Genomic DNA, 25,876 nt, shown 5'->3' on the forward strand with positions numbered 1-25,876 from the left:
TCGTCAGACTCTGATTTTTGAACGAAGGTCGGCAAGTAATTCTTCATCTTTGCTCGATAAGTCGGCCGTAAGCGATTGAAACAGCGTCGCCTGGCTCTTGTGCATGACGTCACCGATCACCTTCAGGTGATTGGCGTCCAAGGTGGCGCCCGTAGATGTGATGTCGGCGATGGCTTCCGCGGTCAGATTGGCGACGGTGCCTTCGGTCGCGCCCTGGCTGTCGACGAGTTGATAGCTGGTGACTCCGGCGGCTTTCAGGTGCGCGCGGACAAGGCGATGGTATTTGGTTGCGATACGCAGACGGAAGCCGTGCGCGCGACGGAACGCGTCGGCGACGGCGTCGAGATCCGAGAGGTCGCGCACATCGGTCCAGGTTTTCGGCACGGCCAGAACAAGGTCGGCGTGGCCGAAGCCCAAGGCCGCGAGGGGGGCGATTTTCGTCTCCCACCGCGCAATCTTTTCCTGCACCACATCCGAGCCGGTGACGCCGAGATGGATGCGACCGGCGGCAAGTTCGCGGGGGATTTCCCCGGCCGCGAGCAGGACGAGTTCGACGCCCTCAGCACCATCCACACGGCCCGCATATTCGCGGTCGGTGCCGGTGCGCGTGATGGTCACGCCACGCGCACCGAACCAGTCGAAGGTGTCAGCCATGAGGCGGCCTTTGGACGGAATGCCGAGCTTGATCGTCATGCCGCCACCTTCAATGCAAGGGCCGCGTCGGGGCGGATGACGCCGCCGACGGCAGGGATGAGACGCCCCCCGGACAGAGTCGCGGTGAGGAGGTCGTAGCGGCCTCCGGTCGCGACAGTGGGCAAGTTTGGAGCGGAGAAGCCAAAGACGAAACCGGTATAGTATTCAAGGGCGGTGAGGCCATAGCTGGCTTCGAAATTGAGCGACGCGGGGTCGATACTTTGGGCGGCGAGCGCGTCGAGCAGCGCTTCGACGCCCCGTGCCGCATCAACGATATCTTCATCTCCGCTTGCGATACGTTTGATGTCGTCGACGGCGGCGGGTGCGGTGGAGCGGATCGCCATCAATGCCATCAGTCGGTCGACTTCGGCGGTTTTCAACGGGGGCGTTTTGGCCTCCTCGGCAAGGAGGGCAAGACGTGTTTCGATTTCTACCGGACTTCTGAGGCCAACATGCGGGATGTTCAGATCAGCGTTCGCGGGTACGGGCGGTGCCGGGCGTGAGAATCTGTCGAGCAGGGCCTTGAACCGCGTCGGCCGCCAGAGGTGGCGGAGCAGCGCGTCTTTTCGGCGCCGAGGTGTGTCGAGACCGAGGATCGCTGTGGTCAGAACGTTGAAGTCGCCGATCGTGCCGGTAACGGGCAAGCCGTTCAGGGCATCGGCGATTGTGGCGAAGACTTCTGCGTCAGCGGCGATTTCGGCCTGCGCGCCTGGGGCGTGGCCGATGATCTCGAAGCCGACCTGCATGTATTCGGTGGGCCTTGTGTCGTCGTCTTCCTGGCGGCGGAAGATTTCACCAGCGTAGGTATAGCGTGCTTCAGCGCGATCGTTGATGATGTGGGCCTGAACGAGCGGAACGGTGAAGTCAGGGCGCAGCATCATCTCGCCACGCAAAGGGTCCTGGGTGACGAACGCGCGGGCGCGGATTTCTTCGCCGTAGAGGTTCAGGAGCGCGCCAGCGGGCTGCAAAATTTGTGGCTCAAAGGTTTCGGCACCGCGCGCCTCGAAGGCGGCGCGCAGGCGGTCGGCCTCGGCGCGGATGTCGGACTTGACGGTCATGACCGATCAAGGATGGCGCGGACACGGGCGACCATATCGGCGCGGTCGCATTCGAATTGCGCGGGCTGGTCTTTCCATTCCTCGTGGGTCGCGGTTTCGGCGATTTTCGCCCCGAGGACGAGGTCTTTGACCTGGACGACATTGCGGGTCGCTTCATCGGAGCCTTGGATGATTGCGACGGGAGAATTGCGCTTGTCGGCGTACTTCAACTGGTTGCCGAAGTTCTTGGGGTTGCCGAGATAGACTTCGGCGCGGATGCCGGCGGCGCGGAGCTCTGCGGCCATTTTCTGGTAGTCGGGCATGCGGTCACGGTCCATGACCGTGACGACGACGGGGCCGGTGGTGTCGGTTTGGGTGGCGCCTTTCATGCGAAGGGCAGCGAGGAGACGGTCGACGCCTATGGAAATGCCGGTGGCGGGGACGGACTGGCCGGTGAAGCGTTTGACGAGGTCGTCATAGCGGCCTCCGCCAGCGACCGATCCGAACTGGCGGGGACGGCCTTTTTCGTCTTTGATTTCGAAGGTGAGTTCGGCTTCGAAGACAGGACCTGTGTAGTAGCCAAGGCCGCGTACGACGGACGGGTCGATGACGATCCGGTCGGGCCCGTAGCCCGCGGCGGTGCATAGGTCGGCGATTTGGCGGAGTTCGGCGACGCCTTCGGTGCCAGTCGGGTTGTCGCCGACGAGGTTTGACAGGACATCAAGAGTCATTTCGTTGTCTGCGCTTTTTGCAGCCATGAAACCCATGATCCGATTGGCCTGTGCCTCGATGAGGCCGGCGCCATCGGTGAAATCGCCGCTTTCGTCTTTACGGCCCTGTCCAAGTAAGGCGCGCACGCCGTCTCCGCCCAGACGATCGAGTTTGTCGATGGCACGCAGAACGATACCGCGCTCGCGAGTGGCGTCTTCGGGCAGCCCTGCAACTTCCAGCACGCCATTCAGGACTTTGCGGTTATTGATGCGGATCACGTAGTCGCCACGCTCGATCCCGACGGCTTCCAGCGCGTCGGCGAGCATTATGCAGATCTCGGCGTCAGCGGCGACGGATGCCGTGCCGACAGTGTCTGCATCACATTGATAGAATTGACGAAATCGTCCCGGTCCGGGCTTTTCGTTGCGCCAGACCGGTCCCATCGCATAGCGACGATAGGGTGTCGGCAGGTCGTTGCGGTGCTGGGCGAAGACGCGGGCCAAGGGGGCCGTCAGATCGTAGCGCAGAGCCAACCAATCGCCGGGTCTGTCGCTGTCGGCCTCTTCTTGCCAGGCGAAGACGCCTTCGTTGGGTCGGTCAACGTCGGGGAGGAATTTACCGAGCGCTTCGACGGTCTCGACCGCCGCGCTTTCGAGCGGGTCAAAGCCATGGGCGTGGTAGAGCCGTGCGATGGCATCGAGCATCGTCTGGCGTTCGGTCACGTCAGCGCCGAAGTAGTCGCGGAAGCCTTTGGGCGTTTCGGCCTTGGGGCGGGGGGTCTTTTTGATCTTTGCCATGGTATTTTCGGCGTCCGGCCTTATGCAATGTCGCGCGGGGTTTAGCCCGAGGTCCGGTCTGGGGCAAGGAGGACGGCGATGAGTGTCGAGATTGAGGAGCGACTGGCGCATCTGGAGCGCGTCGTGGACGATCTGAGCGATGTGGTGGCCAAGCAGGCGGAAGAGATTGCGGTGCTGACGCGGCGCGCCGCGATGCTGATGCAGCGCGAGGCGATGCGCGAGGCGGAAGGCACGGGTGGGGTTGTGATCGGAAACGAGCGGCCACCGCATTATTGACGATTTTGCCGTCTGATTGTCGTTCGTCTGTTACACGGGGCGGCAAAAGTAGGAGAGCGACATCCGAGCCCCTTCGGATTTCCTGCTGCAGGCCCGTGTTCTAATTGTCCCTCTCTTGCCCAGGGGTTTGCCGTACGGAAAGGTCGCCTCCATGGATCCAGACCCGATCTGTGTCAGCCCTCGGCCAAACCGCCGGGGGCTGTTCTTTTCTCACATATGAGGTGTTGAGATTTGCAGATTGGCTTTCGCTTTGTCGATCGCTTAGCATTATTTTTTTGAGGGGAAATCTCATGAGTTACAAAGCACCGGCCGAGACCCGTGTCGGCCATGTTCATCTGAAAGTCAGTGACCTTGAGCGTTCGATTGCGTTTTACCGGGATGTGCTCGGGTTTGACGTGAAGTTGCGGTATGGCGAAAGGGCCGCGTTCTTGGCGGCCGGTGCGTATCATCATCACATCGGGTTGAATACCTGGGACAGTCTTGGTGCTCCTAAAGTCGAGAAAAGGGCTGCGGGCATGTATCATGTGGCGTTTGTCTATCCAGATCATGCGTCTTTGGGGCGCGCGGTGGGTGAAGTACGCGCGGCGGGCGTGGATATTTACGGAGCGGCGGATCATGGGGTGTCGGAAGCCGTGTATTTCGATGATCCGGACGGAAACGGGATTGAGCTTTACTGGGATCGCGCGCCGGATTTGTGGGAGACGACCGACGAGGGTGCGCTCAGGATGATCAACGCGCCTTTGGATGTGGACGCTTTGATTGCCGATGGGCAGGCCTGACGGCACGGTTCGTTTTTGGATATTTTTGCCAAAAAGAAGGGGTCTGTCCGGGTTTGGGTTTCGCTGGACCTGAGGCATATCCCGGCCTAGGGTTTGCCGTTGAAGGGGGACCTTGATGGCGATCAGCAGCACTATTCGAACCTATGCGGAAGGCGTCTGGCATGACGGAGATGTGCCGGTCATGCGGGCGGCGGATCACGGGGCCTGGCTTGGATCGACGGTTTTTGACGGGGCACGTTTTTTCGACGGGGTTTGCCCGGATTTGGTGGCGCATTGCGAGCGGGTGAACCGCTCGGCGGAGGCGCTGATGCTGACTCCGACGGTGTCGACTGCCGACATGGTCGAGATTGTGCGCGAGGGTCTTGCGTCGTTTGGGCCGGGCAGCGCTGTTTATATCCGGCCGATGTATTGGGGTATTGACGGCGATCCGACGGCGATTGTGCCAAGCGCGGAGGCGACCGGATTTGCGGTCTGTCTGGAAGAAGTCGGCATGGCGCCGCCTGAGAAATCGGCACGATTGACCCGCACTCGGTTTCGCCGACCGGTTTTGGAGGACGCCGTGGTGAATGCGAAGGCGGGATGTCTTTATCCGAACAATGCACGAATGCTGGTGGAGGCGCGGCAGCGCGGGTTCGACAATGCTTTGGTTGCTGATGCCATGGGCAATGTTGCCGAGACTGCGACGGCAAATATTTTCATGGTGAGGGACGGTGAGATTTTCACGCCTATTGCGAACGGGACTTTCTTGGCGGGGATCACACGCGCGCGGCATATGGTGAACCTTGCGGGCGATGGCAGCCCTGTGCGGGAAACCGTTTTGTCTTTTGCGGATTTTGAAAGCGCGGATGAGGTCTTCATGACCGGAAATATGTCGAAGATCACGCCTGTGACCGAGTTTGACGGGACGCATTACCAGATTGGTCCCGTGACACGGCGTGCGCGGGAAATGTATTGGGACTGGGCTTTGTCGGAGCGCGATTGATGCATTTGGGGCCTGAACATCTTTATCTGCCAGATAGCGCGCTGGAGGCTTTGCATATCTCTCCCGGAGATATTGCTGATGCGATTGTGGTTGCGTTGGTTGCCAAGGCCGAGGGGCGGCTTCAGACGACACCGAAGTCAGCAATCCTTCCGGGAGATGGGCGGTATATGATGTCGACGCTGGCTGTGGGCGGCGACGGATATACGGTCTTGAAGACGGTTGGGGTCTATCCGGACAATGCGGCGCGGGGGTTGCCTGCGACAACGGGAGCGATCCTGGTGCTGGATGCTGAAACCGGTGTCTTGCGTGCGCTTTTGGGTGCAGCCTGGGTGACAGCGGTGCGGACTGCGGCCTTGTCCGCTGTGGCTGCGCGCAAGATGGCGGACCCCGGCTCGGAGAGCATTGCCTTTATTGGCTGCGGAGTTCAGGCATCGAGCCATCTGGCGGCGTTTCGTGCGCTTTACCCGTTGAAAAAAGTGTTTGCCGTCGGACGCGGGCGCGCGAATGTGGATCGGTTCGTGGCCGAAGCGCGCGGGCTGGGCCTGGAGGCCGAAGCATGTGACGCCGAGGCGGCTGTTCGGGCAGCGGATATCGTGGTGAGCTCGATAACGCTGAACTATGAGGTCGCACCGTTTCTGGATGCCGCTTGGATGCGCCCAGGGACGTTTGCCGCTATTACCGATTTGTTCATCCCGTGGAGAGACGAGACAGCGGGCGCATTTGGATCGATTTACGTCGATGATCTTGAGCAGGAACGAGCGAGCCCGAAGCCGATGGTTCCTGCTGGTCAGATTACCGGGGACCTGACAGAATTGGTGACCGGGCCTGAGTTCGCGCGGCCTACCGAAAGCCCTTGTGCGTTTGTGTTTCGCGGGTTGGCGCTTGGAGACTATGCGGCGGCGGTGCTTGCACTTCGGCGGGCCGAGGCGGCGGGCGTCGGTCAAGTGATTTCGCCGGACCCATAGACAAAGAGCGCGCGATGCGATCAAGATCATCGCCAAAAGAGGGGACAAGCGATGCGTAAGTTTCTGGTCGTACTGGATGACAGTCGGGAGTGTCTGAATGCGATGCGGTTTGCCGCGATGCGGGCGGCGCACACCGGTGGAGGCGTGCAGGTCTTGTCGGTCATTCCCCCGGATGAGTTCAATCACTGGATCGGTGTCGGCAACATCATGCGGGAGGAAGCGCGCGAGCGTATCCATGCGCATTTCGAGGTTTTCGCCAAGTGGATGCGCGACAAGCAGAACGTCGATCCCGAGTTGGTGATCCGCGAGGGCGAGCCGGTGGCCGAGATCATGGCGCAGGTGGCCGAGGACAATGATGTGGGGGTTCTGGTGCTTGGGGCCTCGAGCGAGGGGCGCGGGCCGGGGCCGATCCTGTCGGAACTTGCGCGGAATTTCGGTGATTTGCCGATTCCGGTGACGATTGTGCCGGGGGAATTGTCGAAAGAGAAGCTGGAAGCGATCACCTGACGTCTTGAAAGGGCTGTGCGCTTCGCCTTTTGGGCCTGCGCAGGGTTTTTTGAAAGGGTGACAGGGTGTTTCGCCATCGTTTAGAATGATTCCAAAGTCTTGACACTTTGGGGTGCGGGACGCATATCTGAGGTTCAATCGAGAGGACGCATGAGATGTTTATTCAAACGGAATCGACGCCGAACCCAGCGACGTTGAAGTTTCTGCCGGGCCAGAGTGTTCTGGAGGTCGGAACGGCTGATTTTCCGAGCGCTGAGACGGCGGGAAGTTCGCCTTTGGCGACGCGCTTGTTCGGTATTTCCGGTGTGTCGGGTGTTTTCTTCGGTTTGGATTTCGTCACGGTCACGAAGACGGACGAGACCGATTGGGATCATGTGAAGCCTGCCATTCTGGGTGCGATCATGGAGCATTTCCAGTCGGGTCAGCCGGCGGTGTCAGATGGCAGCAGGCCGGTTTCGGGTCATGCCGAGCATAGCGGTGAGGATTCGGAGATCGTGGACCAGATCAAGGAGTTGCTGGACACGCGGGTACGCCCTGCCGTGGCTCAGGACGGGGGGGACATCGTGTTCCACGGATTTGATCGTGGTGTGGTGTATCTGCATATGCAGGGGGCTTGTGCCGGGTGTCCATCGTCGACTCTGACGTTGAAGATGGGCATCGAGAACCTGTTGCGGCATTACATTCCGGAAGTGGTCGAGGTGCGGCCGGTTGCGGCCTGATCCATTGCGGATGATTGACCTGCGCGATCGTAGGGGGCTCTGCCCCCCGCGCGCTTTGCTTGCTCTCCCCGGGATATTTGTTCCAAAAAGAAGATGACGGCGCGTCCGAGGATATTGGCGTTTGATACGTCGGGGCCGCATTGTGCGGCCGCGTTGCTGATTGACGACAAGATCGTGCAATCGCGGTTTGAAGAGATGAAGCGCGGTCAGGCTGAGCAGCTAATGCCGATGCTGGAGGAATTGCTTCAAGCTGAGGGGGCCGTTTGGGAAGAACTTGATGCAATTGCGGTTGGAGTGGGCCCCGGAAACTTTACCGGAATTCGTATCGGCGTGAGTGCAGCCCGCGGACTTGCATTGGCTTTGCAGGTGCCGGCGATTGGCGTGTCCGCGTTTGAGATTGCGCGGGGACCGGCGTCACGAGGGGGGCCTGAGCATCAAATCGTGACGCTGAACGGCGTGCGCGACACCGTGTTTTTGCAGCGATTTCGTTCGGGGCATCCGGTCGATGAGCCGTTCTTGCTCGGCTCGGGTCGAAACAGCTGGCTGGACACTGATCTTCCGGTCCTTCCTGTGGGGACGGAATTGATTGGGCCGTTTGCCGAAAATCTAATGCTGGCTCTTGGGATGGGGGCGCAAAAGCTTTATCCCTTTCGGTCGGCTGACATTGATTGGCCTCGTGCAAGCAGCGTTCTTGCGCGAATCGCGGCTGAAAAGCTGAGCGACGCTGCGAACATCGCGCCGCCTGCTCCGCTCTACGTGCGCGCGGCGGATGCGGCACCCGCTTCCGACGCTCCGCCTGTTATCCTGCCATGACGGCTGATGAGCTTGCCGCGATCCATGCCCGGGCGATGGTCGTGCCGCCGGCCTGGTCTGCGGTGACAATCGAGGGGTTTCTGGACGCTCCGGGCGCGATATTGGCCACAACAGAGGCGGGATTCGCGTTGGGCCGCGTGGCAGCGGATGAGGCCGAACTTCTGACGCTTGCGGTATCACCGGATGCGCGGCGGCAGGGGCAAGCGCGCAGGTGCCTGGAAGAACTTGAACGAATGGCGCGCGAAAAGGGCGCACTTCGGCTCTTTCTGGAGGTGGCGGCGACCAACGACCCGGCGCGCGCGCTTTATGTCGGGGCCGGGTTTGGCGAGGCCGGGGTGCGCAAGCGCTACTACCGGGGCACGGCAGGCGAAGCGATAGATGCAATCGTGATGAGCAAAACGCTTCTACCTGCATGACTTTGCGTCATTTTAGGGCCTTCAGAACATAAGATTCCCCAAGACTCCTATTGACCCTATCCGGCGTCTGCGGCCTTAATCGGAAATGATCTGACGATGATCAGACGAATTCGGACGCGGCGCGGGTCTCTGCCCGCTTTTGGCGTTCCTGAAAATGTGTAACCTGGGAGAAACCACATGACCCTCATGCAGAAACTACTTGGCGCAAGCGCCGTGCTGGCCCTGTCGGCCGGAACAGCGACAGCCGAGCCTGCTCTGATTTTCGATCTTGGCGGCAAGTTCGACAAATCCTTCAACGAAGCTGCCTTTAATGGTGCGCAGCGTTGGGCCGAAGAAACCGGCGGCACGTTCCGCGAGATTGAGCTGACATCGGAAGCTCAGCGCGAGCAGGCGCTGCGTCGCTTTGCCGAAGCTGGCGCGAACCCGGTTGTCATGACCGGCTTTGCCTTCGGTTCGGTTCTGGACGAAGTCGCACCTGATTATCCGGACACGAAGTTCGCGATCATTGACATGGTCGTCGACCAGCCAAACGTCCGCTCGGTTGTCTTCAATGAGCACGAAGGCTCGTTCCTGGTTGGCATGATGGCCGGTCTGAAGACCGAGTCGGGCACTGTCGGCTTTATCGGCGGCATGGACATTCCGCTGATCCGCAAGTTTGCTTGTGGTTACGCACAGGGCGTTGTTGCGGCGAACCCAGATGCGACTGTGATTGCCAACATGACGGGCACGACGCCTGCGGCATGGAACGACCCGGTTAAAGGCGGCGAGTTGACGAAGGCGCAGATCAGCCAGGGTGCTGATATCGTCTATGCGGCTGCTGGCGGCACGGGTGTTGGTGTTCTTCAGGCGGCTGCCGATGAGGGCATCTTCTCGATCGGCGTGGACAGCAACCAGAACTATCTGCACCCCGGATCGGTTCTGACGTCGATGCTGAAGCGTGTGGACGTGGCCGTTTATGAGGCGATGTCGCAAGGCACAGACCTTGAGACCGGCTTCAACGTGATGGGTCTGGCGAACTATGGTGTCGGCGTTGCTTTGGACGAAAACAACGAGGCAATCGTGTCTTACGACATGCTGGCGCAGGTTTATGCGGCGGCGGACAAGATCGTTTCGGGTGAGATGATGGTTCACGACTATATGTCGGACGACAGCTGCCCGGCGCTTGAATTCTAAGACGCGCGACTTTGAAAAGGGGTGCGGCGCTGCGGCGGCGCACCCCAAAAATAACCGAGGGGGATAGCGGCGTGAGCGACGCACCGGCGATTGAACTCAAAGGCATTTCAAAGGCTTTTGGGCCTGTTCAGGCCAACAAGGACATTTCCATCCGCGTGATGCCCGGCACGATCCACGGGATCATTGGCGAGAACGGCGCGGGCAAATCCACTTTGATGTCGATCCTGTATGGATTTTACAAAGCAGACTCGGGTCAGGTTTTCATCAACGGCAAAGAGACGACGATCCCTGACAGTCAGGCGGCGATTGCTGCTGGAATCGGGATGGTTTTCCAGCATTTCAAACTGGTTGAGAACTTCACTGTGCTTGAGAACGTAGTTCTTGGGGCGGAAGAAGGCGGGCGGTTGATGCCGTCGTTGTCAAAGGCGCGGAAGCTTTTGACGGAACTGGCGGATGAGTATGAGCTGAACGTCGATCCCGACAAGAAGATTGAGGATATCGGCGTCGGCATGCAGCAGCGTGTCGAGATTTTGAAGGCGCTGTATCGCAAGGCCGAGATCTTGATTCTGGACGAGCCAACGGGTGTTCTGACGCCATCGGAGGCGGATCACCTTTTCCGGATCCTGAAGGGTCTGAAAGACGAGGGCAAGACGATCATTCTGATCACGCACAAGCTGCGCGAGATCATGGATGTAACGGACACGGTGAGTGTGATGCGGCGCGGGGAAATGACCGCGACGGTGAAAACCAAAGAGACCTCGCCCGAGCATCTGGCCGAGCTGATGGTTGGCCGTAAGGTGTTGTTACGCGTCGATAAAAAACCTGCGACGCCGTATGCCAAGGTGCTTGAGGTCAAGAACTTGCGGGTGAAGGACGATGCCGGGGTCGAGCGCCTTAAGGGCGTTTCTCTGGACGTTCATGGCGGTGAGATCGTCGGGATCGCGGGCGTAGCCGGGAATGGGCAGTCCGAGCTTTTGGAGGTTCTCGGTGGCTATCGGAAGGCCAAGGGCAATGTGATGATCAATGGCGAGCCGATTGATCTGACGGGGCGCAAGTCGGACGGTCAGTCGCGGCGCGCCAAAGGGATTGCGCATGTGCCGGAAGATCGGCATCGCGAAGGGCTGATCCTTGATTTTCAAGCCTGGGAAAACATCGCTTTCGGGTATCACAATGACCCGGCTTACCAGAAAAACCGCTGGCTGATGGACAACCGCGCGATCCGGCAGGACACGGCCGACAAAATGAAGCGCTTTGACGTGCGCCCGCCGAATCCACATTTAACGGCGAAGAATTTCTCGGGCGGGAACCAGCAGAAGATCGTCTTGGCGCGCGAGATCGAACGGAACCCGGAGTTGCTGCTTGTCGGGCAACCGACGCGGGGAGTGGATATCGGAGCGATCGAGTTCATTCACCAGCAGTTGGTGGCTTTGCGGGACCGGGGGAAGGCGATTTTGCTGGTCTCGGTCGAGCTGGACGAGATCATGTCACTGGCGGATAGGATTATCGTGATGTTCGACGGTCAGATCATGGGCGAGCGTATCGCCGGGCAAACCGATGAGCGCGAGTTGGGGCTTTTGATGGCCGGTGTGACGGACACAGGGCGGTCGCCGTTGGCGCAAGGCTCAACGGGTGCGATGCGGGTCGGAAATCCGGGACGGGGGGCTTAAGCGATGGATGTGATGCCAAAGTGGGCGGATGCCCTGCTGATCCCGCTGATATCGATCCTGATCGCTTTTGCGATCTCGGCGGGTGTGATCGTGGCGATCGGTGAAGACCCCGTTGCTGCATTGAATACGATGGTCACGGGGGCATTAGGGTCGTCTTACGGATGGGGCTATACGCTTTATTATACTACGAATTTCATCTTCACGGGTCTTGCCGTGGCGGTGGCGTTTCATGCACGGATGTTCAACATCGGCGGCGAAGGTCAGGCAATGCTGGGCGGCGTGGGTGTGGCCCTTGTCTGTCTGTTCATCCCCTTCCCTCATTGGATTTTGGCGCTGCCGGTTGCTTTGATCGGAGGCGCCTTGTTCGGTGCAGCATGGGCCGCTATCCCGGCGTATCTGCAGGCCAAGCGCGGTAGTCACATCGTTATAACGACGATCATGTTCAACTTCATTGCGGGCTCGCTTTTGGTGTTTTTGCTGGTCGAGGTTTTGAAACCAGCGGGCGCGATGGACCCGGCGACGGCGAAGTTTCCGGAAGGCACGCACCTGCCGACGTTCCAGGATATGTTCAGTTTTGGCGAGAAACCGGCCTTTCGGGGCGCGCCTGCGAACGTGACGTTCTTCATCGCGCTTTTGTCGTGCTTCGCGGTTTGGCTGCTGATCTGGCGCACGCGCCTTGGGTACGCGATCCGCGCCTACGGCCACAGCGAACCGGCGGCGCTTTATGCGGGCATTTCACCTACGCGGATCATCATGATCGCGATGCTGATTTCGGGTGGCCTGTCCGGCATGATGGCAATCAACGCCGTGATGGGCGAGGCCGAGCGATTGGTCTTGAATTCGGTCGAGGGGGCCGGGTTTATCGGGATTGCGGTGGCGTTGATGGGGCGATCGCATCCGCTGGGCGTCTTGCTTGCAGCACTGTTGTTCGGGTTTCTCTATCAGGGCGGCGCGGAGTTGAGCCTCTGGACCAACGTGCCACGCGAGTTGATCGTGGTCATTCAGGCCTTGGTGATCCTATTCACCGGAGCCTTGGACAATATGGTTCGAATACCGCTTGAAAAACTGTTCCTGATGTTTCGGCGCAAGTCGCCCGAGCCCGCGACGACCGTCGTGAAACCGGCGGAGTAACGGACATGGATTTTCTCACTTTCCTGCAAATCTCCGACACTGCCGTTCGCTTTGCGATCCCGTTGTTGTTTGCCTGTCTGGCCGGTCTTTTTTCAGAACGCGCGGGCATTTTCGACATCGGCCTAGAGGGCAAGATGCTGGCGGCGGCGTTCTTTTCAGCCGCCATCGCAGCACTGACCGGGAATGTTTGGATCGGCCTGCTGGCGGGCATCGGGGCGTCGATGGCGCTGTCGATCATTCACGGGTTGGCCTCGATCACGTTCCGGGGCAACCAGCTTATCTCTGGTGTGGCGATCAACTTTCTGGCGGCAGGCCTGACTGTTCTCATCGCGCAGGACTGGTTTCGCCAAGGTGGGCGCACGCCATCGCTGTCAGACTTTGGACCTAACGCGCGGTTCAATTCAATCACCCTGCCCTATGCCGATCAGATGCAGGACGCCGGGCCGTTAGGTCTGGTTTATGCCGAGTTGATTTCGGGGCACTCGATCCTGGTTTATGTCGGTTTCCTGATGGTGCCGCTGACATGGTATATTCTGTTCCGGACGCGGTTTGGGCTGCGGCTTCGCGCGGTGGGTGAGAACCCGGCCGCCGTCGATACGGCAGGCGTATCGGTCGTGGGTCTGCGCTATGCGGCGGTGGCGATTTGCGGCATCCTTTGCGGGATGGCCGGCGCGTATCTGGCGACCGGGCTACAAGCCGGTTTTGTCAAGGATATGTCATCAGGACGGGGGTTTATCGCGCTAGCAGCTTTGATTTTTGCGAAATGGCGGCCTTGGTATGCCCTTTGGGCCTGTCTGTTGTTCGGGTTCCTGCAAGCCATGGCGTTGCGCCCGGACGCCGTCGAGCGGCTGGTGCAAATCGACATTCCGGGACAGCTTCTGGACGCGCTGCCTTATATCCTGACCGTGGTCATTCTGGCCGGTTTCGTCGGCAAGGCGATCCCTCCGCGTGCGGGCGGTGAACCCTACGTCAAGGAGCGGTGAGGCCGGGCGGGCCGATTGCTCCGAATTGTCGCAGCTGGCCTTATCGGGATTCCCGATTTGGGCGTTGATTAGAGAGCCACAGCAGGCGTAAAGGAAGCCATGCAGATTTACCTTCCCATCGCCGAAGTATCCGTCAATGCGTTCCTCCTTTTGGGGTTGGGTGGCATGGTCGGCGTACTTTCGGGCATGTTCGGTGTCGGCGGCGGCTTCCTGATGACGCCGCTTTTGTTCTTTATCGGCATCCCTCCGGCGGTTGCCGTCGCGACCGAAGCCAACCAGATCGTCGCCTCGTCGTTTTCCGGCGTGCTTGCGCATCTGAGGCGAAAATCGGTTGACCTGAGGATGGGCACGGTGCTGCTGATCGGCGGTCTGATCGGCGCGGCATTGGGTGTGCAATTGTTCAATACGCTAAAGGCGATGGGTCAGGTCGATCTGTTGGTGAAGCTTTGCTACGTCGTCTTTCTGGGGATCATCGGCAGCCTGATGTTCGTCGAGAGCCTGAATGCGATCATCAAGACGCGCAGCGGCAAGCCCCCAGCCCGCAAGCGTCACAATTGGGTTCACAACCTGCCCTTCAAGATGAAGTTCCGCACATCTGGTCTTTATATCTCGGTGATTCCGCCGGCTCTGGTCGGTGTATTCGTGGGTATCTTGGCCGCGATCATGGGCGTTGGCGGCGGGTTCATCATGGTTCCGGCGATGATTTATCTGCTGGGGATGCCGACGAAGGTCGTTGTGGGAACGTCGCTGTTTCAGATCATTTTCGTCACCGGTTTCACCACACTCTTGCATGCGACGACGAACTTCACGGTGGACGTGGTACTGGCAGTCTTATTGCTGGTTGGCGGCGTGATCGGAGCGCAGATTGGCACGAAGATCGGGGCGCGGCTGCCGGCCGAGCAGTTGCGGATCTTGTTGGCGGGTATGGTGCTTTTGGTCTGCGGCAAGCTTGCGTTCGATTTGCTGGTGATGCCGTCGGAGTTGTACTCCCTTGGCGCGGCGGGGGGTCACTGATGATCCGGCTGTTGTGTTTTTTGATCGCTTTCGCGCTGCCAGCGCAAGCCGAAGAAGTGGTTGCGGGGCTGAGCCAGGACTCGGTGCAGATCACGACGAATTTCGAGGGGTCCGAAATTCTGATCTTCGGGGCCGTTAAACGTGCGGTGCCATTGCCGGGCGGACCTCCGCTTCAGGTGATCGTGACGGTCGAAGGGCCTGCCGCGCCGATCACCATTCGCCGTAAGGACAAGCGTTTTGGGATTTGGGTGAACAACGCCGCTGTCGAGGTCGATGCGGCACCGTCCTTTTACGCGGTGGCGACCTCGGCGCCATGGGCGGATGTGATCCTCGACGTCGAGGATTTGCGGCACTCGGTGTCGATCGACCGGGCCATTCGCGCGGTTGGGCTTGATCGCGAAGATCGGGGGAGTTTTATCGAAGCGTTGTTGCGGATCAAGGAATCGCAGGACGCTTATCTCAACGCCTTTGGGTCGGTTGAGGTCAGCGAGGAGACGTTGTTCAAGACATCCATTCAACTGCCAGCGAACCTGACCGAAGGTGACTATAAGGCGCGGTTCTTTTTGACGCGCGGCGGGGCGGTTTTGGATGTGCACGAGACCAACATCAATGTCAGCAAGGTTGGGCTGGAGCGCTTTCTGTTCAATCTGTCGCGTCAGCAACCACTGGTCTACGGATTGATGTCTCTGGCGATCGCGATCTTTGCCGGTTGGGCAGCCTCGGCTTTTTTCCGGTATTTCCGGTTCTAAGGTTGGGCTTGGGGGGCTTCCCCCCCTCGCTTTGCTCTTCCCCCATGGTATTTTTGAAAGGGCGAAGCAGTCAGCCGCGGCCGATGTAGGGCATTTTTGTCGCCATGATAGTCATGAATTGCACGTTGGTTTCCAGCGGCAGCTCGGCCATGTGAAGGACCGCGCGGGCGGCTTCGTGCACGTCCATGACGGGGTTGGGTTCTTCACCCCGCGCAACGAGGATATCATTCATTTCAGTGACCATCTGGGTGCCGGCGTTGCCGATGTCGATTTGGCCGCAGGCGATGTTGAAGGGGCGGCCGTCGAGGCTGAGCTGGCGGGTCATGCCGGTGATCGCGTGTTTTGTCGTGGTATAGCAGACCATGAGCGGGCGCGGAACGTGGGCCGAGATCGAGCCGTTGTTGATGATGCGCCCGCCTTGGGGCGACTGGGTGCGCATGTGGCGGAAAGCGGCACGGGCGGCGAGGAACATGCCTGTGAGGTTAACGTTGACGACCTGCTGGAAGTCGGCGAGCGAGACCTCGTCGATGGTGGCTTGTGGGCCTGAAATGCCGGCGTTATTGAACATTGCATCGAGGCGGCCCGTTTGCGCGACGAAGGCATCGAACGCGTTGTCGACCTGCGCTTCGTTTGTCACATCGGCGGGCAGCGGGACAGCATTGTCGTAGGTATCGGCCATATGTTCGAGCATCTCGGCGCGGCGCGCGATCAGGCCGACAGTCCAGCCTGCGTTCAGGAATTCGAGCGCCGTGGCGTGGCCGATGCCGGAGGAAGCTCCGGTGATCAGGATGGATTTGGTCATGGTGTCTCCTCAGAGGTGAGTTCGAACGGGGCCGCGGGTTGTTGCAGGTCCGTCGTGGTGAGAGGGGCTGTTGGGCGGGCGAGGCGGTAGCGTGTCACCCAATGGAGCCGGTTTTCAGCGCGGGTGATGGCGACGTAGGCGAGGCGTTTCCACAGCGGGATGCCTGCTTCGATGCGCCCGGCGCGGCTGGCGGCGTAGAGGTCAGGGGCGAAGACCTGCACGTCGGGCCACTGCGAGCCCTGAGCCTTGTGGATCGTTACGGCAGCGCCATGGAGGAAGGCTGCGCCCATGTTAGCGGCGAAGGGGATTTGCGGTTCTTCTTCATCCGGGATTTCGATTTTGACGATGGAGGCTGCGGAGACTTGCGGTTCTGGGGCCCCGATGACGTGGAGGCGCGAAAATCCGGCTCGTCTGCCGGGGCCGAGGTAGATGACTTGCGCGCCTTTGATGAGGCCGCGCGCCTCGAGGTCGAGGCGTTTCTTGCGGTGTTTCAGCGGCAATTCGATGCCGTCGCAGAGCAGCGGTTCGCCGGGGAGGAGACCTTCGGCGGGGGCTTCGAAGGTGGCGCGGAAGGCGTGGATCAGGCGGATGCGGGTGGCGTTGCGCCAGACCAGAACGGGCGAGCGGGCCATCATGTCGGCATCGACGCGCTCGGCCAGAATGACGCGGTCGTCGGTTTTTGCGGCGTCTTCAATCATGCTTTCGAAGGCCTCGAAGCTGAGGCTGTCGTCCGAGAGGGCGTGGGCGAGATCGAGGATCGGGTTGTCCTGATCCTGGCGGTGGATGCGGTGGAGAATGAGTTTGCGCGGCGCGGGCAGATCATCAAAGACCATTGAGCCGGATTGGTTGACGGGGGCAAGCTGGGCGGGGTCGCCGAAGAGGACTAGGGTGGGGAAGATTTCTTTGAGGTCATCAAACTGGCGTTTGTCGAGCATGGAGCTTTCATCGACGAAGCCGATGTCGAGAGGGTCTTCGCGGCGCTTCCACCCGAGGATAAAGTCGGAGCCTTTGAGGCCTGCGGTGGCCAACGCGCCGGGGACGGATTTGACCTGTTGGTAGAACGCGAAGGCGCGATCAAGGGCGAGGTCGGTCAGGCCTTCAAGTTCGACTTCGGGGCGGTCTGCATTGCCCACCAGCCATTCAGCGATCTTCTCATACTCGGGATCGTAGAGGGGCGTGTAGAGGATGCGGTGGATTGTGGTGGCTGCGACGCCGCGCGTGCGCAGGACGCTGGCGGCTTTGTTCGTGGGGGCGAGGATGGCGACGGTGCGACGGTCTTTACGGCGGCGGCTTTCGTAATCGCCGGAGATCGTGTCGACACCGGCTTCCGCGAGGGCTTCGGCGAGACGCGCAAGAAGCATGGTCTTGCCGGACCCCGCTTTGCCAATGATGGCCAGCGCGTTGTCGCCGCCTTCGACACGGGGGGTCGTCATGCTTTCTTCGATGTCGACGCCGGCGGAGCGCAGGACGTCGGCGACACGGTCAAACGCATCGGCCTGATCTTCGGAAAACTGGATGAGAGGGACGGACATGGGCGGACCCTAGCGGGCTGCCCATGTCTGCACCAGCGCGATCAGGCGGAAAGCGCGGGTTTTGCGGTAGGTGTCAGGGCACCGAAGCTGCGGTCATACCAGTGACGGCTCATTTCGTCGGTGATCCCGGCGCGCGACAGGAGGCGTGGGCGTAGTTCAGGTTCGAACGCCCAGAGGCCGACACTGGTGGCATCGCGTCCCTGCCCTGCGGTGCCGAGGATCGTCGGCCCCCATCCGAGGCGTGCATAAATGCGCACCATGCGGGCGTCAAAAACACCGACCGAATGGGAAAGGTGGTTGTTCAAGCCAAGTTCCATGCCGCCAAGCATAAGGGCGGCGGACACCTGTGCGGGTGCGCCGGGGGCAAGGCAGAAGCGGGTACACTCCCAGATGAACGGGCTTTTGATTTCGACGCCGTCCGTGAGGTGCAGGAAGTGGTCGTTCACCATCGTGTCGCCGGTTGTTGGCAAAAAACGCATCGAGCCGCCGTGGCCTCCGGTGGTGTCTTCCCAGATGACATAGAGCGGGTTTGCATCGTCGTAGTCATCACGCTCGGTGCCATCGTCCCGCAGGGTGACGTCCCACCGCAAGCGGTCGTGGAACTGTTTAGCGCGGTCGACAAACATAGAGCGGGCGAGGCGCGGGAAGCGGTGAAGATCGTCGGCGTAGATGTAGCGAAGCATGTGGTCCCTCCAGTGGATGTGCTGGAGAGAGTGCTAAGTGGCGTTTGTTAACGCTTTCGGATCAGGCCGCGCTGTACGGTTATCAAATGATTAACAGCCCTTGGCTCAAGGCGCGCGCGACTGCGTGGGTTGTGTTCATCGCCGTGAGTTTGAAGCGCGCGCTTTCGATGTAGACGCGCAAGGTGTGTTCAGAGATCGACAGACTGTCGGCGGCCTGCGCGCGGTTATAACTCATCGCCAGCATGGTTAACGCATCGGTCTCGCGCGGGCTGAGACTGACGGTCTGGACCTGATCGGTGCCGCGTTCCAGTTCGAGGGCTTTCTGGTTCACGAAGTGAGACACGAGAAGAAGGTCGCGGACGTGCTCTTGCGTGTAGGAGGCCCATTTGTCGTCAGAGGCATTTCCCGAGACTGTAAAGAGCGCGAACTGGCCGGAAGGCCCCCGGATCGGAACGGAAAAACCCTGATTTCCGATGCCGCTGTCGATGGCCTCGCCGTGGAAGTTCCTGACGTTCTTGTTGGTCCAATCGAGGCGTTTCCAGTCGATCGGATGAAAGCGCCGGTAGCAGGCCTGAACGACCGGATCGATGCGGGTGTAATCCTCGTCCAGATAGCGTTGCACCCATTCGGGCGAGTAGGTCAGCGCGGCGTATTGTTCGCCGGTTGAATTGACCGAATGGTAAACGACGTGTTCGACGTCAAGCGTATCGCGCAAGGCGACGACCTGATCGTTGAGTTCACCGAGTGTCTCAACCCTCTGCAGTTGCTCGATGTAGGATTCCAACATGTCCAATACCCTGTCTCGTCGAGTGTGGCGACATGCCGTGGTTCGCGCTTACATCGATTTCGGCAACCTGTTTTGCCAAGACCAGCTGACGCTCAAGGGCGGGCAGATCGTTTTGTTCAGCAAAGGTCGTCAAATCCGCAAAGACTTCGAGTATCCATTCGTTCGCCATAATCGACTCTCTTTTTCAAAGGTTAATGAACAGTTAATACAACCTTAGCATGTGCCTGATTTTCCGAGAATTCGCTGATTTCAACTCCCCGGAAATAGGGAGGCAGGGAGATGCAAGTGTCTGAAAACAAAAGAACCCGCCCTTAAGGGGCAGGTTCTCTCGTTGAAAGGCCGGATGACTTGACCGCCTTTGATTCTTTGGAAACAGACTGTTTCCTAAAAGGAAACGCTTGCCTCCAGCGTGTCCTCTAGAGTGCGCAGACCTGTCCGTGGCGACTGGACGAGCACGGCCATGTTTCCGGGCTTGTGTTCGTTGCGAAGCATTTTCATATGCGCCTCGGGCAATTCGGACCACGTGAAGACTTCGGACATGCAGGGGTCGAGGCGACGCTCGACCATCAGCTTGTTGGCAGCACTTGCCTGTTTCAGGTGGGCGAAATGGCTGCCTTGTAGGCGCTTCTGGTGCATCCACATATAGCGCACATCGAAGGTGCAATTGAATCCGGTCGTGCCCGCGCAAATCACGACCATGCCACCCTTTTTACAGACGAATGTCGAGACGGGGAACGTCGCCTCGCCAGGATGTTCGAACACCATGTCGACGTTGTTGCCCTTGCCGGTGATGTCCCAGATCGCCTTGCCGAATTTGCGCGCTTCCTTGAACCAGTCGGCGTATTCGGGCGTGTTTACCTTGGGCATCTGCCCCCAGCAATTAAAGTCACAACGATTGAGAACACCCTTGGCACCCAGACCCATGACGAAATCACGCTTGTCTTCGTCCGAAATCACGCCGATCGCGTTCGCACCAGCGGTGTTGATTAGCTGGATTGCGTAAGATCCAAGACCGCCGGACGCGCCCCAGACAAGCACATTCTGGCCGGGTTTCAGGTCGTGCGGTTCATGACCGAACAGCATCCGATAGGCCGTTGCCAAGGTTAACGTGTAGCAGGCGCTTTCTTCCCAGGTGAGATGCTTTGGGCGCTCCATCAACTGCTGGGACTGAACGCGGGTGAATTGTGAAAACGACCCATCTGGCGTTTCGTATCCCCAGATGCGCTGCGAGGTCGAGAACATCGGATCGCCGCCATTGCATTCCTCGTCGTCACCGTCGTCCTGGTTGCAATGGATGACGACCTCGTCACCGACCCTCCAACGCTTTACCTTGTCACCCACCGCCCACACGATGCCTGCGGCATCTGATCCGGCAATGTGATAGGGCTGCTGATGGCCGTCAAAGGGGCTGATCGGCTGACCGAGAGCTGCCCAAACACCGTTGTAGTTCACTCCGGCGGCCATCACCAAAACGAGCACTTCGTGGCTGTCGATTTGCGGCGTGTCGACGGTTTCAAGCTGCATGGCTTTATCCGGCTCACCATGACGCTCGCGACGGATGGCCCAGGCATGCATTTTCGCGGGGACATGACCCATCGGAGGCATCTCGCCCACCTCGTAAAGGTCTTTGATCGGGGATGTGTAGCTCACGGTGTTTGCCTTCTCGTCCAACGCCATTGGTTGATTCCCTTAACTATATATCACGCTGCGCCGCAGAATCTCGCGACACTTTGGATTGGGATAGCGTTCGAAAAGTAATTTTGCAAATTTTTTTTGCTACATTTTGAAATTTTATGTCTCGGGCGATTTGCTTTCTGCCTTGATCGGCGGGATTGCCGAAGCTGCATCTGCAGCAAGAAACTGGCGGATAGAATTTGCATAGAAGGCGGCGAGGTCCGGTTCGAGGATGGTGTAGGAATCACCGGACTGGGATAGGATGTTGCGCACGACGAGACCGTCGAGAACCGCTGCAAGGGCCTTGGCATCGTCTGTTGCAATACCGAAGTCAGGCGGGCCATCACCAAGGTCAGCGCGCAGTATTGCCATGCCTTTTGCAATTTCGTCCAGACTGGCGGTGCTGCCGGATCGAAGAAGCGTCGTCATGATCAAGGGGACAGTCACGACCGGCACCGACGCTTCGATATCTGTTTTCAGGCGCGCACCCAAAATGTCGACGAGGACGTGGTCGTCGGTCGTGTCCTTGGAAAGGTCGGTGAGCGATACGGGCTTGCCGAAGGTAACGCCTGCGACACCGAACCGGGTCTCGCGGCCACGCAGGCGGCGCCAGACATACCGAAAGGTGAAGCGGATGCCTTCGGGGGCTGAGGCGCGAAAGCGGCGAGTTCCGGACCGGCCAGCCGCTACGAGAACACGATCTTCGACAACGCGATCATAGTTAAGAGACACCGGCACGAAAACAACGTCATGTCCGTCTTCCCGCCATCCCTGCACGATATAACTGAGGATCCCGAGTTTGGGCGGACCAACCAATCCGGTGCGACTGAGGCCGCCTTCCGGGAAGACGGCCTGGGTCACACCGGCCTCGGTCGCCTTTTTAACGTATGATGCCAAGACTTTGCGATAGAGCTCCGTGTGCGAGCGCCTGCGAATGAAGTAGGCGCCCATTGCCCGGACAATGCGGCTGAGAGGCCAGACCTGAGCCCATTCCCCGGCGGCATAGCTGAGCGCCGATCTGTCGCCGGCAAGATAGGTCACCAGAACATAGTCGAAGTTCGAGCGGTGATTGATGACGAAGACCAATGTTGCGTTCTGGTCGACCGCCGTAAGAGCTTCGTCGTCAATACGGTGGAGGCGCACGTCGAACAGCTTGTTGGACAGCCAGCGCGTTGCGCGGACCGCAACCCCGAAGTAGGCCGTCGCGCTAAACGAGGGAACGATCTCGCGGGCGTATCGATGGGCTTTTTCAAAGGCCACGTCTTCGCGCACGCCTTCGTTTTCGGCGTACTCGGTCACAGCTCGGACGACTTCGGGATCATAGATGACGCGCTGGATCATGTCTTGTCGGCGAAGCAGTTTGAACGGCTGGATAGGACGTTCGAGGCGCTTGTTCAGTTCCGCGACAAGGCGTTCCGCACGGCGGCGGAAATACCAGCGCACGGATGGAAACAGGAGGTGCGTTGACGCAGTCACAGCCGCGAACACCAGAACAAGAACAAGGAGCCAGAGCGGCAAGGTGACCGGTTGTGTCATGGCGCGACAGTGACAGTGTGTTCGCGGAAGGACAATCCCGTCATGCCGCGACGCAGCGAATTGACAGCGATACAAAATGACTTTAAATCGCTTTCTGACGAAATAATATTTCAGGATCACTCCGAGGGGATTCGCCTATGTCGCAGGTGCAGAAAGAGACCGCCCAGAACACCGCTGATCGGCCTTGGCTGTTTCGCACCTATGCGGGCCATTCGACGGCCAAGGCGTCCAATGCTTTGTATCGTGGCAACCTTGCGAAGGGACAGACGGGTCTTTCGGTCGCCTTCGATCTGCCAACGCAAACGGGCTATGACAGCGATCACCGCCTTGCGCGGGGCGAGGTCGGAAAAGTCGGCGTTCCGGTTGCACATCTTGGCGACATGCGGGCGCTGTTTGATGCGATTCCGCTGGATCAGATGAACACGTCGATGACCATAAACGCGACCGCGCCATGGCTTTTGGCGCTTTATGTGGCTGCCGCCGAGGAGCAGGGTGCGGACGTTTCCAAACTTCAGGGCACGGTTCAGAACGACATCATCAAAGAATATTTGTCCCGCGGCACATATGTTTGCCCCCCTCGCCCGTCGTTAAGAATGATTACCGATGTGGCGGCTTGGACGCGCGAACATCTTCCAAAATGGAACCCCATGAACGTGTGTTCCTATCACCTTCAGGAAGCCGGAGCGACGCCGGAACAAGAGCTGGCCTATGCTTTGGCGACGGCGCAGGCGGTGCTGGACGATCTTCAGCAAAAGGTTCCAGCCGAGCATTTCCCGGCGATGGTTGGTCGCATCAGCTTCTTTGTGAACGCGGGCATCCGCTTTGTGACCGAGCTTTGTAAAATGCGTGCATTCACCGAGCTTTGGGACGAGATCTGTCGCGAGCGATATGGTGTCGAAGAGGAAAAATTCAGGCGTTTCCGCTACGGCGTTCAGGTAAATTCGTTGGGGCTGACGGAACAGCAGCCCGAGAACAACGTGTACCGTATCTTGTTGGAAATGCTGGCAGTTACATTGTCCAAGAATGCGCGAGCTCGCGCGGTTCAGTTGCCTGCTTGGAATGAGGCCCTTGGGCTACCGCGCCCCTGGGATCAGCAATGGTCGCTTCGGATGCAGCAGATTCTGGCGTTTGAGACGGACCTGCTGGAATACGGCGATCTGTTCGATGGCAACCCGGTCATTGCATCGAAGGTTGAGGCCCTGAAAGAGGGCGCGCGTTCAGAGCTGGCCCACATCGACGCCATGGGCGGTGCGGTCGAAGCGATTGAACATATGAAGATGCGTCTGGTCGAGGCGAATGCGGACCGCATTCAACGTATCGAGCGCGGCGAAACGACGGTCGTGGGCGTTAACAAGTATGAATCGGGTGAGCCGTCGCCGTTAACTAGTGGGCCAGAAGCAATCATGCTTGCTGATCCAAAGGCCGAGGCTGATCAGATTGCGCGACTAGAGGCCTGGCGATCTTCGCGCGACCAGTTTGCAGTGGAAAAGGCGTTGACGGATTTGCGCGCGGCGGCGCGGTCCGGCGTGAACATCATGCCAACGTCGATTGCTGCGGCAAAGGCCGGGGCGACCACGGGCGAATGGGGCGACGTAGTGCGAGAGGTGTTCGGGCAATACCGCGCGCCGACGGGTGTGTCGCAATCTCCGTCGAACCGAACCGAGGGGCTGGACGAGCTACGCGCCGAAGTCGAAGCCGTTTCGGCCAGACTTGGCGAGCGACTGAAGTTCCTCGTGGGCAAGCCCGGTCTGGACGGGCATTCGAATGGGGCGGAGCAGATCGCGACCCGCGCACGCGATGCCGGTATGGATATCACCTATGAAGGTATCCGGCTGACACCATCCGAGATTGTCGCGGCGGCGCGGGAGAATGGCTCGCATGTCATTGGATTATCTATTCTTTCCGGCAGCCATATGCCGCTTATCGAAGAGCTTCTGAGCGAACTTCACGAAGTCGGGCTGAGTCACATCCCGGTCGTCGTCGGCGGAATAATCCCAGATGATGACTCGGAACGGCTGCTGAGAATGGGTGTAGCGCGGGTCTATACGCCGAAGGATTTTGAACTCAACCGGATCATGTTCGACATTGTTCATCTTGCCGACCCTGCAAGCGTCGCGGCTGAATGACGGGGATTAACCAAGGTTAATCCCCAATTTTGCGGATAAGCTCGTCGTAGGTGTAGTTTGGCTGAATATTGTCTTCCGGCGCTGGTTGAAAGCTTGGATCGAACTGAAGGCATCCGATGCCGCAAATCTGGAAGGCAACCATATCTGCGGTATCGATATACCATAACCGACCACCAGGCGTGCTGATGTAGCCGTCGATGCCCAGATCCTCGTCACTTTCCATATCGCCACCGCTTGGGATTTCGGACCACGAGTTGGGGTCATAACCAGCGTGTGTGTGATAAGATGCCACGATTTCAAAGTGTTCCGGAATGTCCATTTCGCACCAGTCGGCACCGCCACGAGTGGAGACGGTTGCAACCAGACTACCGTCTTCGTCGAGACCGATGTAGCCGCAATATTCGACATTCTCGCGAAACGATGGCCCCTGAAGGTCGTTCAGAATACTGCGAGCAAACGCCAGTTCGGCCTCTGGATCTGCCAGGGTGGGCATTGCGGCGATCACGACAGCACATGTTGCGATCAATCTGTGAGGCATTGGCAACCCACCTTTAACGAAGTAGCACTTTAGGGGTCTTATCATCTTTACAAAGGGTCCCGTCATGACCATTCATATCTGCGCCAAGGAAGGCGAAATTGCGGAAACAGTATTGCTTCCAGGTGACCCTTATCGTGCCAGATGGGCAGCGGAGACGTTTCTGACTGACGCGCGTTTGGTTAACGAAGTCCGGGGAATGCTGGGTTTCACGGGAACCTGGAAGGGGCACCCCGTCACGATCCACGGGTCCGGCATGGGGATGCCAAGCCTCTCGATTTATGCCAATGAACTGATAAAGGACTATGGCGCCAAGACACTGATCCGCATCGGATCCTGCGGGGGAATGCAGGACAAAGTGAAGGTGCGAGATGTGATTTTGGCGATGACGGCTTCGTCGTTGTCCACACCGTCGGCCGGCATCTTCAAAGAGTTCAGGTTTGCACCTTCCGCCGACTATGGCCTGTTGCGCGCTGCCGCTGATGCTGCTGAAAACAAAGGGGTTTCTACGCATGTTGGCGGGATCTATTCGTCGGATGTGTTCTATGACGAACGGCCCGATCTGAATGAGCAGATGATGCGCCACGGCATATTGGGTGTCGAGATGGAGGCGGCGGAGCTTTACAATCTGGCGGCGCGATACGGACGGCGGGCCTTGGCTGTTTTGACCGTGTCGGATCACCTGATTACCGGTGAAGCCTTGCCCAGCGATCAGCGTGAGAAGAGCTTTGGGGACATGGTGGAAATTGCCTTGGAGGCGGCCTTTGCGTGACACGCAATCGTTAACTT

Annotated in this window: 27 protein-coding genes; 17 read left to right on the forward strand and 10 right to left on the reverse strand. The window is 59.2% G+C overall.

Translation table 11 applies throughout. From position 1 onward, the window contains the following. Positions 1 to 3: 3 nt before the first annotated feature. The 3 genes from hisG to hisS are packed head-to-tail and all read right to left on the reverse strand — an operon-like array spanning position 4 to position 3,238. Complete coding sequence (gene hisG / locus BOA8489_RS04230) at positions 4 to 693, reverse strand: ATP phosphoribosyltransferase (RefSeq protein WP_093972736.1); 690 nt, start codon at positions 691 to 693, stop codon at positions 4 to 6. After that, entirely contained in the window at positions 690 to 1,751 is a 1,062-nt protein-coding gene (locus tag BOA8489_RS04235; protein ID WP_093972737.1) for an ATP phosphoribosyltransferase regulatory subunit, read from the reverse strand. The genes hisG and BOA8489_RS04235 overlap by 4 nt, the downstream gene beginning before the upstream one ends. Next, positions 1,748 to 3,238, reverse strand: a complete 1,491-nt coding sequence (gene hisS / locus BOA8489_RS04240) for a histidine--tRNA ligase (RefSeq protein ID WP_093972738.1) — start codon at positions 3,236 to 3,238, stop codon at positions 1,748 to 1,750. Before hisS ends, BOA8489_RS04235 begins: the two co-directional genes overlap by 4 nt. Positions 3,239 to 3,316: 78 nt before the next feature. Between hisS and BOA8489_RS04245 the strand changes: the two genes are divergently transcribed. The 14 genes from BOA8489_RS04245 to BOA8489_RS04310 all read left to right on the forward strand — a co-directional run bounded on the left by BOA8489_RS04245 (position 3,317) and on the right by BOA8489_RS04310 (position 15,412). Beyond that, entirely contained in the window at positions 3,317 to 3,514 is a 198-nt protein-coding gene (locus tag BOA8489_RS04245; RefSeq protein ID WP_093972739.1) for a SlyX family protein, read from the forward strand. A gap of 290 nt (positions 3,515 to 3,804) precedes the next feature. Further along, the gene (locus BOA8489_RS04250) at positions 3,805 to 4,293 is read left to right on the forward strand and encodes a VOC family protein (RefSeq protein WP_093972740.1); all 489 of its coding nucleotides are present in this window, start codon (positions 3,805 to 3,807) and stop codon (positions 4,291 to 4,293) included. Between the two features lie 115 nt (positions 4,294 to 4,408). After that, positions 4,409 to 5,275, forward strand: a complete 867-nt coding sequence (locus BOA8489_RS04255; protein ID WP_093972741.1) for a branched-chain amino acid aminotransferase — start codon at positions 4,409 to 4,411, stop codon at positions 5,273 to 5,275. Then, positions 5,245 to 6,240 carry an ornithine cyclodeaminase family protein gene (locus tag BOA8489_RS04260; protein WP_217897930.1) on the forward strand — a complete coding sequence of 332 codons (996 nt, stop codon included), beginning with the start codon at positions 5,245 to 5,247 and terminating at the stop codon, positions 6,238 to 6,240. The genes BOA8489_RS04255 and BOA8489_RS04260 overlap by 31 nt, the downstream gene beginning before the upstream one ends. A 51-nt stretch (positions 6,241 to 6,291) precedes the next feature. Beyond that, positions 6,292 to 6,747 carry a universal stress protein gene (locus BOA8489_RS04265; protein ID WP_093972743.1) on the forward strand — a complete coding sequence of 152 codons (456 nt, stop codon included), beginning with the start codon at positions 6,292 to 6,294 and terminating at the stop codon, positions 6,745 to 6,747. Between the two features lie 155 nt (positions 6,748 to 6,902). Beyond that, on the forward strand, positions 6,903 to 7,466 hold the full coding sequence (locus tag BOA8489_RS04270; protein ID WP_093972744.1) for a NifU family protein: 564 nt from the start codon (positions 6,903 to 6,905) through the stop codon (positions 7,464 to 7,466). A gap of 93 nt (positions 7,467 to 7,559) precedes the next feature. After that, positions 7,560 to 8,279, forward strand: a complete 720-nt coding sequence (gene tsaB / locus BOA8489_RS04275) for a tRNA (adenosine(37)-N6)-threonylcarbamoyltransferase complex dimerization subunit type 1 TsaB (protein ID WP_093972745.1) — start codon at positions 7,560 to 7,562, stop codon at positions 8,277 to 8,279. Next, positions 8,276 to 8,695: a GNAT family N-acetyltransferase gene (locus BOA8489_RS04280; RefSeq protein ID WP_093972746.1), complete on the forward strand. Its 420-nt coding sequence runs from the start codon at positions 8,276 to 8,278 to the stop codon at positions 8,693 to 8,695. Before tsaB ends, BOA8489_RS04280 begins: the two co-directional genes overlap by 4 nt. A 177-nt stretch (positions 8,696 to 8,872) precedes the next feature. Next, a complete protein-coding gene (locus BOA8489_RS04285) occupies positions 8,873 to 9,868 on the forward strand; it encodes a BMP family lipoprotein (RefSeq protein WP_093972747.1) in 996 nt (331 codons plus the stop codon). A gap of 71 nt (positions 9,869 to 9,939) precedes the next feature. Beyond that, entirely contained in the window at positions 9,940 to 11,535 is a 1,596-nt protein-coding gene (locus tag BOA8489_RS04290; protein WP_093972748.1) for an ABC transporter ATP-binding protein, read from the forward strand. A 3-nt stretch (positions 11,536 to 11,538) separates the two neighbouring features. Beyond that, a complete protein-coding gene (locus BOA8489_RS04295) occupies positions 11,539 to 12,666 on the forward strand; it encodes an ABC transporter permease (RefSeq protein ID WP_093972749.1) in 1,128 nt (375 codons plus the stop codon). 5 nt (positions 12,667 to 12,671) lie between these two features. Beyond that, positions 12,672 to 13,649 (forward strand): ABC transporter permease, encoded by a 978-nt coding sequence (locus BOA8489_RS04300; RefSeq protein WP_093972750.1) that lies wholly within the window; start codon positions 12,672 to 12,674, stop codon positions 13,647 to 13,649. Between the two features lie 99 nt (positions 13,650 to 13,748). Next, a complete protein-coding gene (locus tag BOA8489_RS04305) occupies positions 13,749 to 14,663 on the forward strand; it encodes a sulfite exporter TauE/SafE family protein (protein ID WP_093972751.1) in 915 nt (304 codons plus the stop codon). Beyond that, complete coding sequence (locus tag BOA8489_RS04310) at positions 14,663 to 15,412, forward strand: TIGR02186 family protein (protein WP_093972752.1); 750 nt, start codon at positions 14,663 to 14,665, stop codon at positions 15,410 to 15,412. The genes BOA8489_RS04305 and BOA8489_RS04310 overlap by 1 nt, the downstream gene beginning before the upstream one ends. A 70-nt stretch (positions 15,413 to 15,482) precedes the next feature. Here BOA8489_RS04310 and BOA8489_RS04315 read toward each other — a convergent pair whose 3' ends face one another. The 4 genes from BOA8489_RS04315 to BOA8489_RS04330 all read right to left on the reverse strand — a co-directional run bounded on the left by BOA8489_RS04315 (position 15,483) and on the right by BOA8489_RS04330 (position 19,216). Next, positions 15,483 to 16,214, reverse strand: coding sequence for an SDR family oxidoreductase (locus BOA8489_RS04315; RefSeq protein WP_093972753.1), 732 nt, complete (start codon positions 16,212 to 16,214; stop codon positions 15,483 to 15,485). Continuing rightward, the gene (locus BOA8489_RS04320) at positions 16,211 to 17,746 is read right to left on the reverse strand and encodes an AAA family ATPase (RefSeq protein ID WP_093972754.1); all 1,536 of its coding nucleotides are present in this window, start codon (positions 17,744 to 17,746) and stop codon (positions 16,211 to 16,213) included. Before BOA8489_RS04320 ends, BOA8489_RS04315 begins: the two co-directional genes overlap by 4 nt. Positions 17,747 to 17,787: 41 nt before the next feature. After that, on the reverse strand, positions 17,788 to 18,429 hold the full coding sequence (locus BOA8489_RS04325) for an acyl-homoserine-lactone synthase (protein WP_093972755.1): 642 nt from the start codon (positions 18,427 to 18,429) through the stop codon (positions 17,788 to 17,790). Between the two features lie 82 nt (positions 18,430 to 18,511). After that, positions 18,512 to 19,216: a helix-turn-helix transcriptional regulator gene (locus BOA8489_RS04330; protein ID WP_093972756.1), complete on the reverse strand. Its 705-nt coding sequence runs from the start codon at positions 19,214 to 19,216 to the stop codon at positions 18,512 to 18,514. On the opposite strand from BOA8489_RS04330, the gene BOA8489_RS20120 reads away from it, so the two are divergent. Continuing rightward, positions 19,215 to 19,433 carry a hypothetical protein gene (locus BOA8489_RS20120; protein ID WP_141138233.1) on the forward strand — a complete coding sequence of 73 codons (219 nt, stop codon included), beginning with the start codon at positions 19,215 to 19,217 and terminating at the stop codon, positions 19,431 to 19,433. The two genes, BOA8489_RS04330 and BOA8489_RS20120, sit on opposite strands and share 2 nt — an antisense overlap. A gap of 167 nt (positions 19,434 to 19,600) precedes the next feature. Here BOA8489_RS20120 and ccrA read toward each other — a convergent pair whose 3' ends face one another. Together ccrA and BOA8489_RS04345 are read right to left on the reverse strand one after the other, a co-directional pair. Then, positions 19,601 to 20,893: a crotonyl-CoA carboxylase/reductase gene (gene ccrA / locus BOA8489_RS04340; protein WP_093972758.1), complete on the reverse strand. Its 1,293-nt coding sequence runs from the start codon at positions 20,891 to 20,893 to the stop codon at positions 19,601 to 19,603. A gap of 114 nt (positions 20,894 to 21,007) precedes the next feature. After that, positions 21,008 to 22,426 (reverse strand): 1-acyl-sn-glycerol-3-phosphate acyltransferase, encoded by a 1,419-nt coding sequence (locus BOA8489_RS04345; protein WP_093972759.1) that lies wholly within the window; start codon positions 22,424 to 22,426, stop codon positions 21,008 to 21,010. A gap of 107 nt (positions 22,427 to 22,533) precedes the next feature. On the opposite strand from BOA8489_RS04345, the gene BOA8489_RS04350 reads away from it, so the two are divergent. Next, positions 22,534 to 24,552, forward strand: a complete 2,019-nt coding sequence (locus BOA8489_RS04350) for an ethylmalonyl-CoA mutase (RefSeq protein WP_281256170.1) — start codon at positions 22,534 to 22,536, stop codon at positions 24,550 to 24,552. Between the two features lie 16 nt (positions 24,553 to 24,568). Here BOA8489_RS04350 and BOA8489_RS04355 read toward each other — a convergent pair whose 3' ends face one another. Next, positions 24,569 to 25,090 (reverse strand): DUF4329 domain-containing protein, encoded by a 522-nt coding sequence (locus BOA8489_RS04355; RefSeq protein ID WP_176440206.1) that lies wholly within the window; start codon positions 25,088 to 25,090, stop codon positions 24,569 to 24,571. A 64-nt stretch (positions 25,091 to 25,154) separates the two neighbouring features. On the opposite strand from BOA8489_RS04355, the gene deoD reads away from it, so the two are divergent. Beyond that, entirely contained in the window at positions 25,155 to 25,859 is a 705-nt protein-coding gene (gene deoD / locus BOA8489_RS04360) for a purine-nucleoside phosphorylase (protein ID WP_093972762.1), read from the forward strand. The last annotated feature ends 17 nt before the right edge of the window (positions 25,860 to 25,876 follow it).

Origin of the sequence: Boseongicola aestuarii (assembly GCF_900184815.1) — a bacterium.
GTDB lineage: Bacteria > Pseudomonadota > Alphaproteobacteria > Rhodobacterales > Rhodobacteraceae > Boseongicola > Boseongicola aestuarii.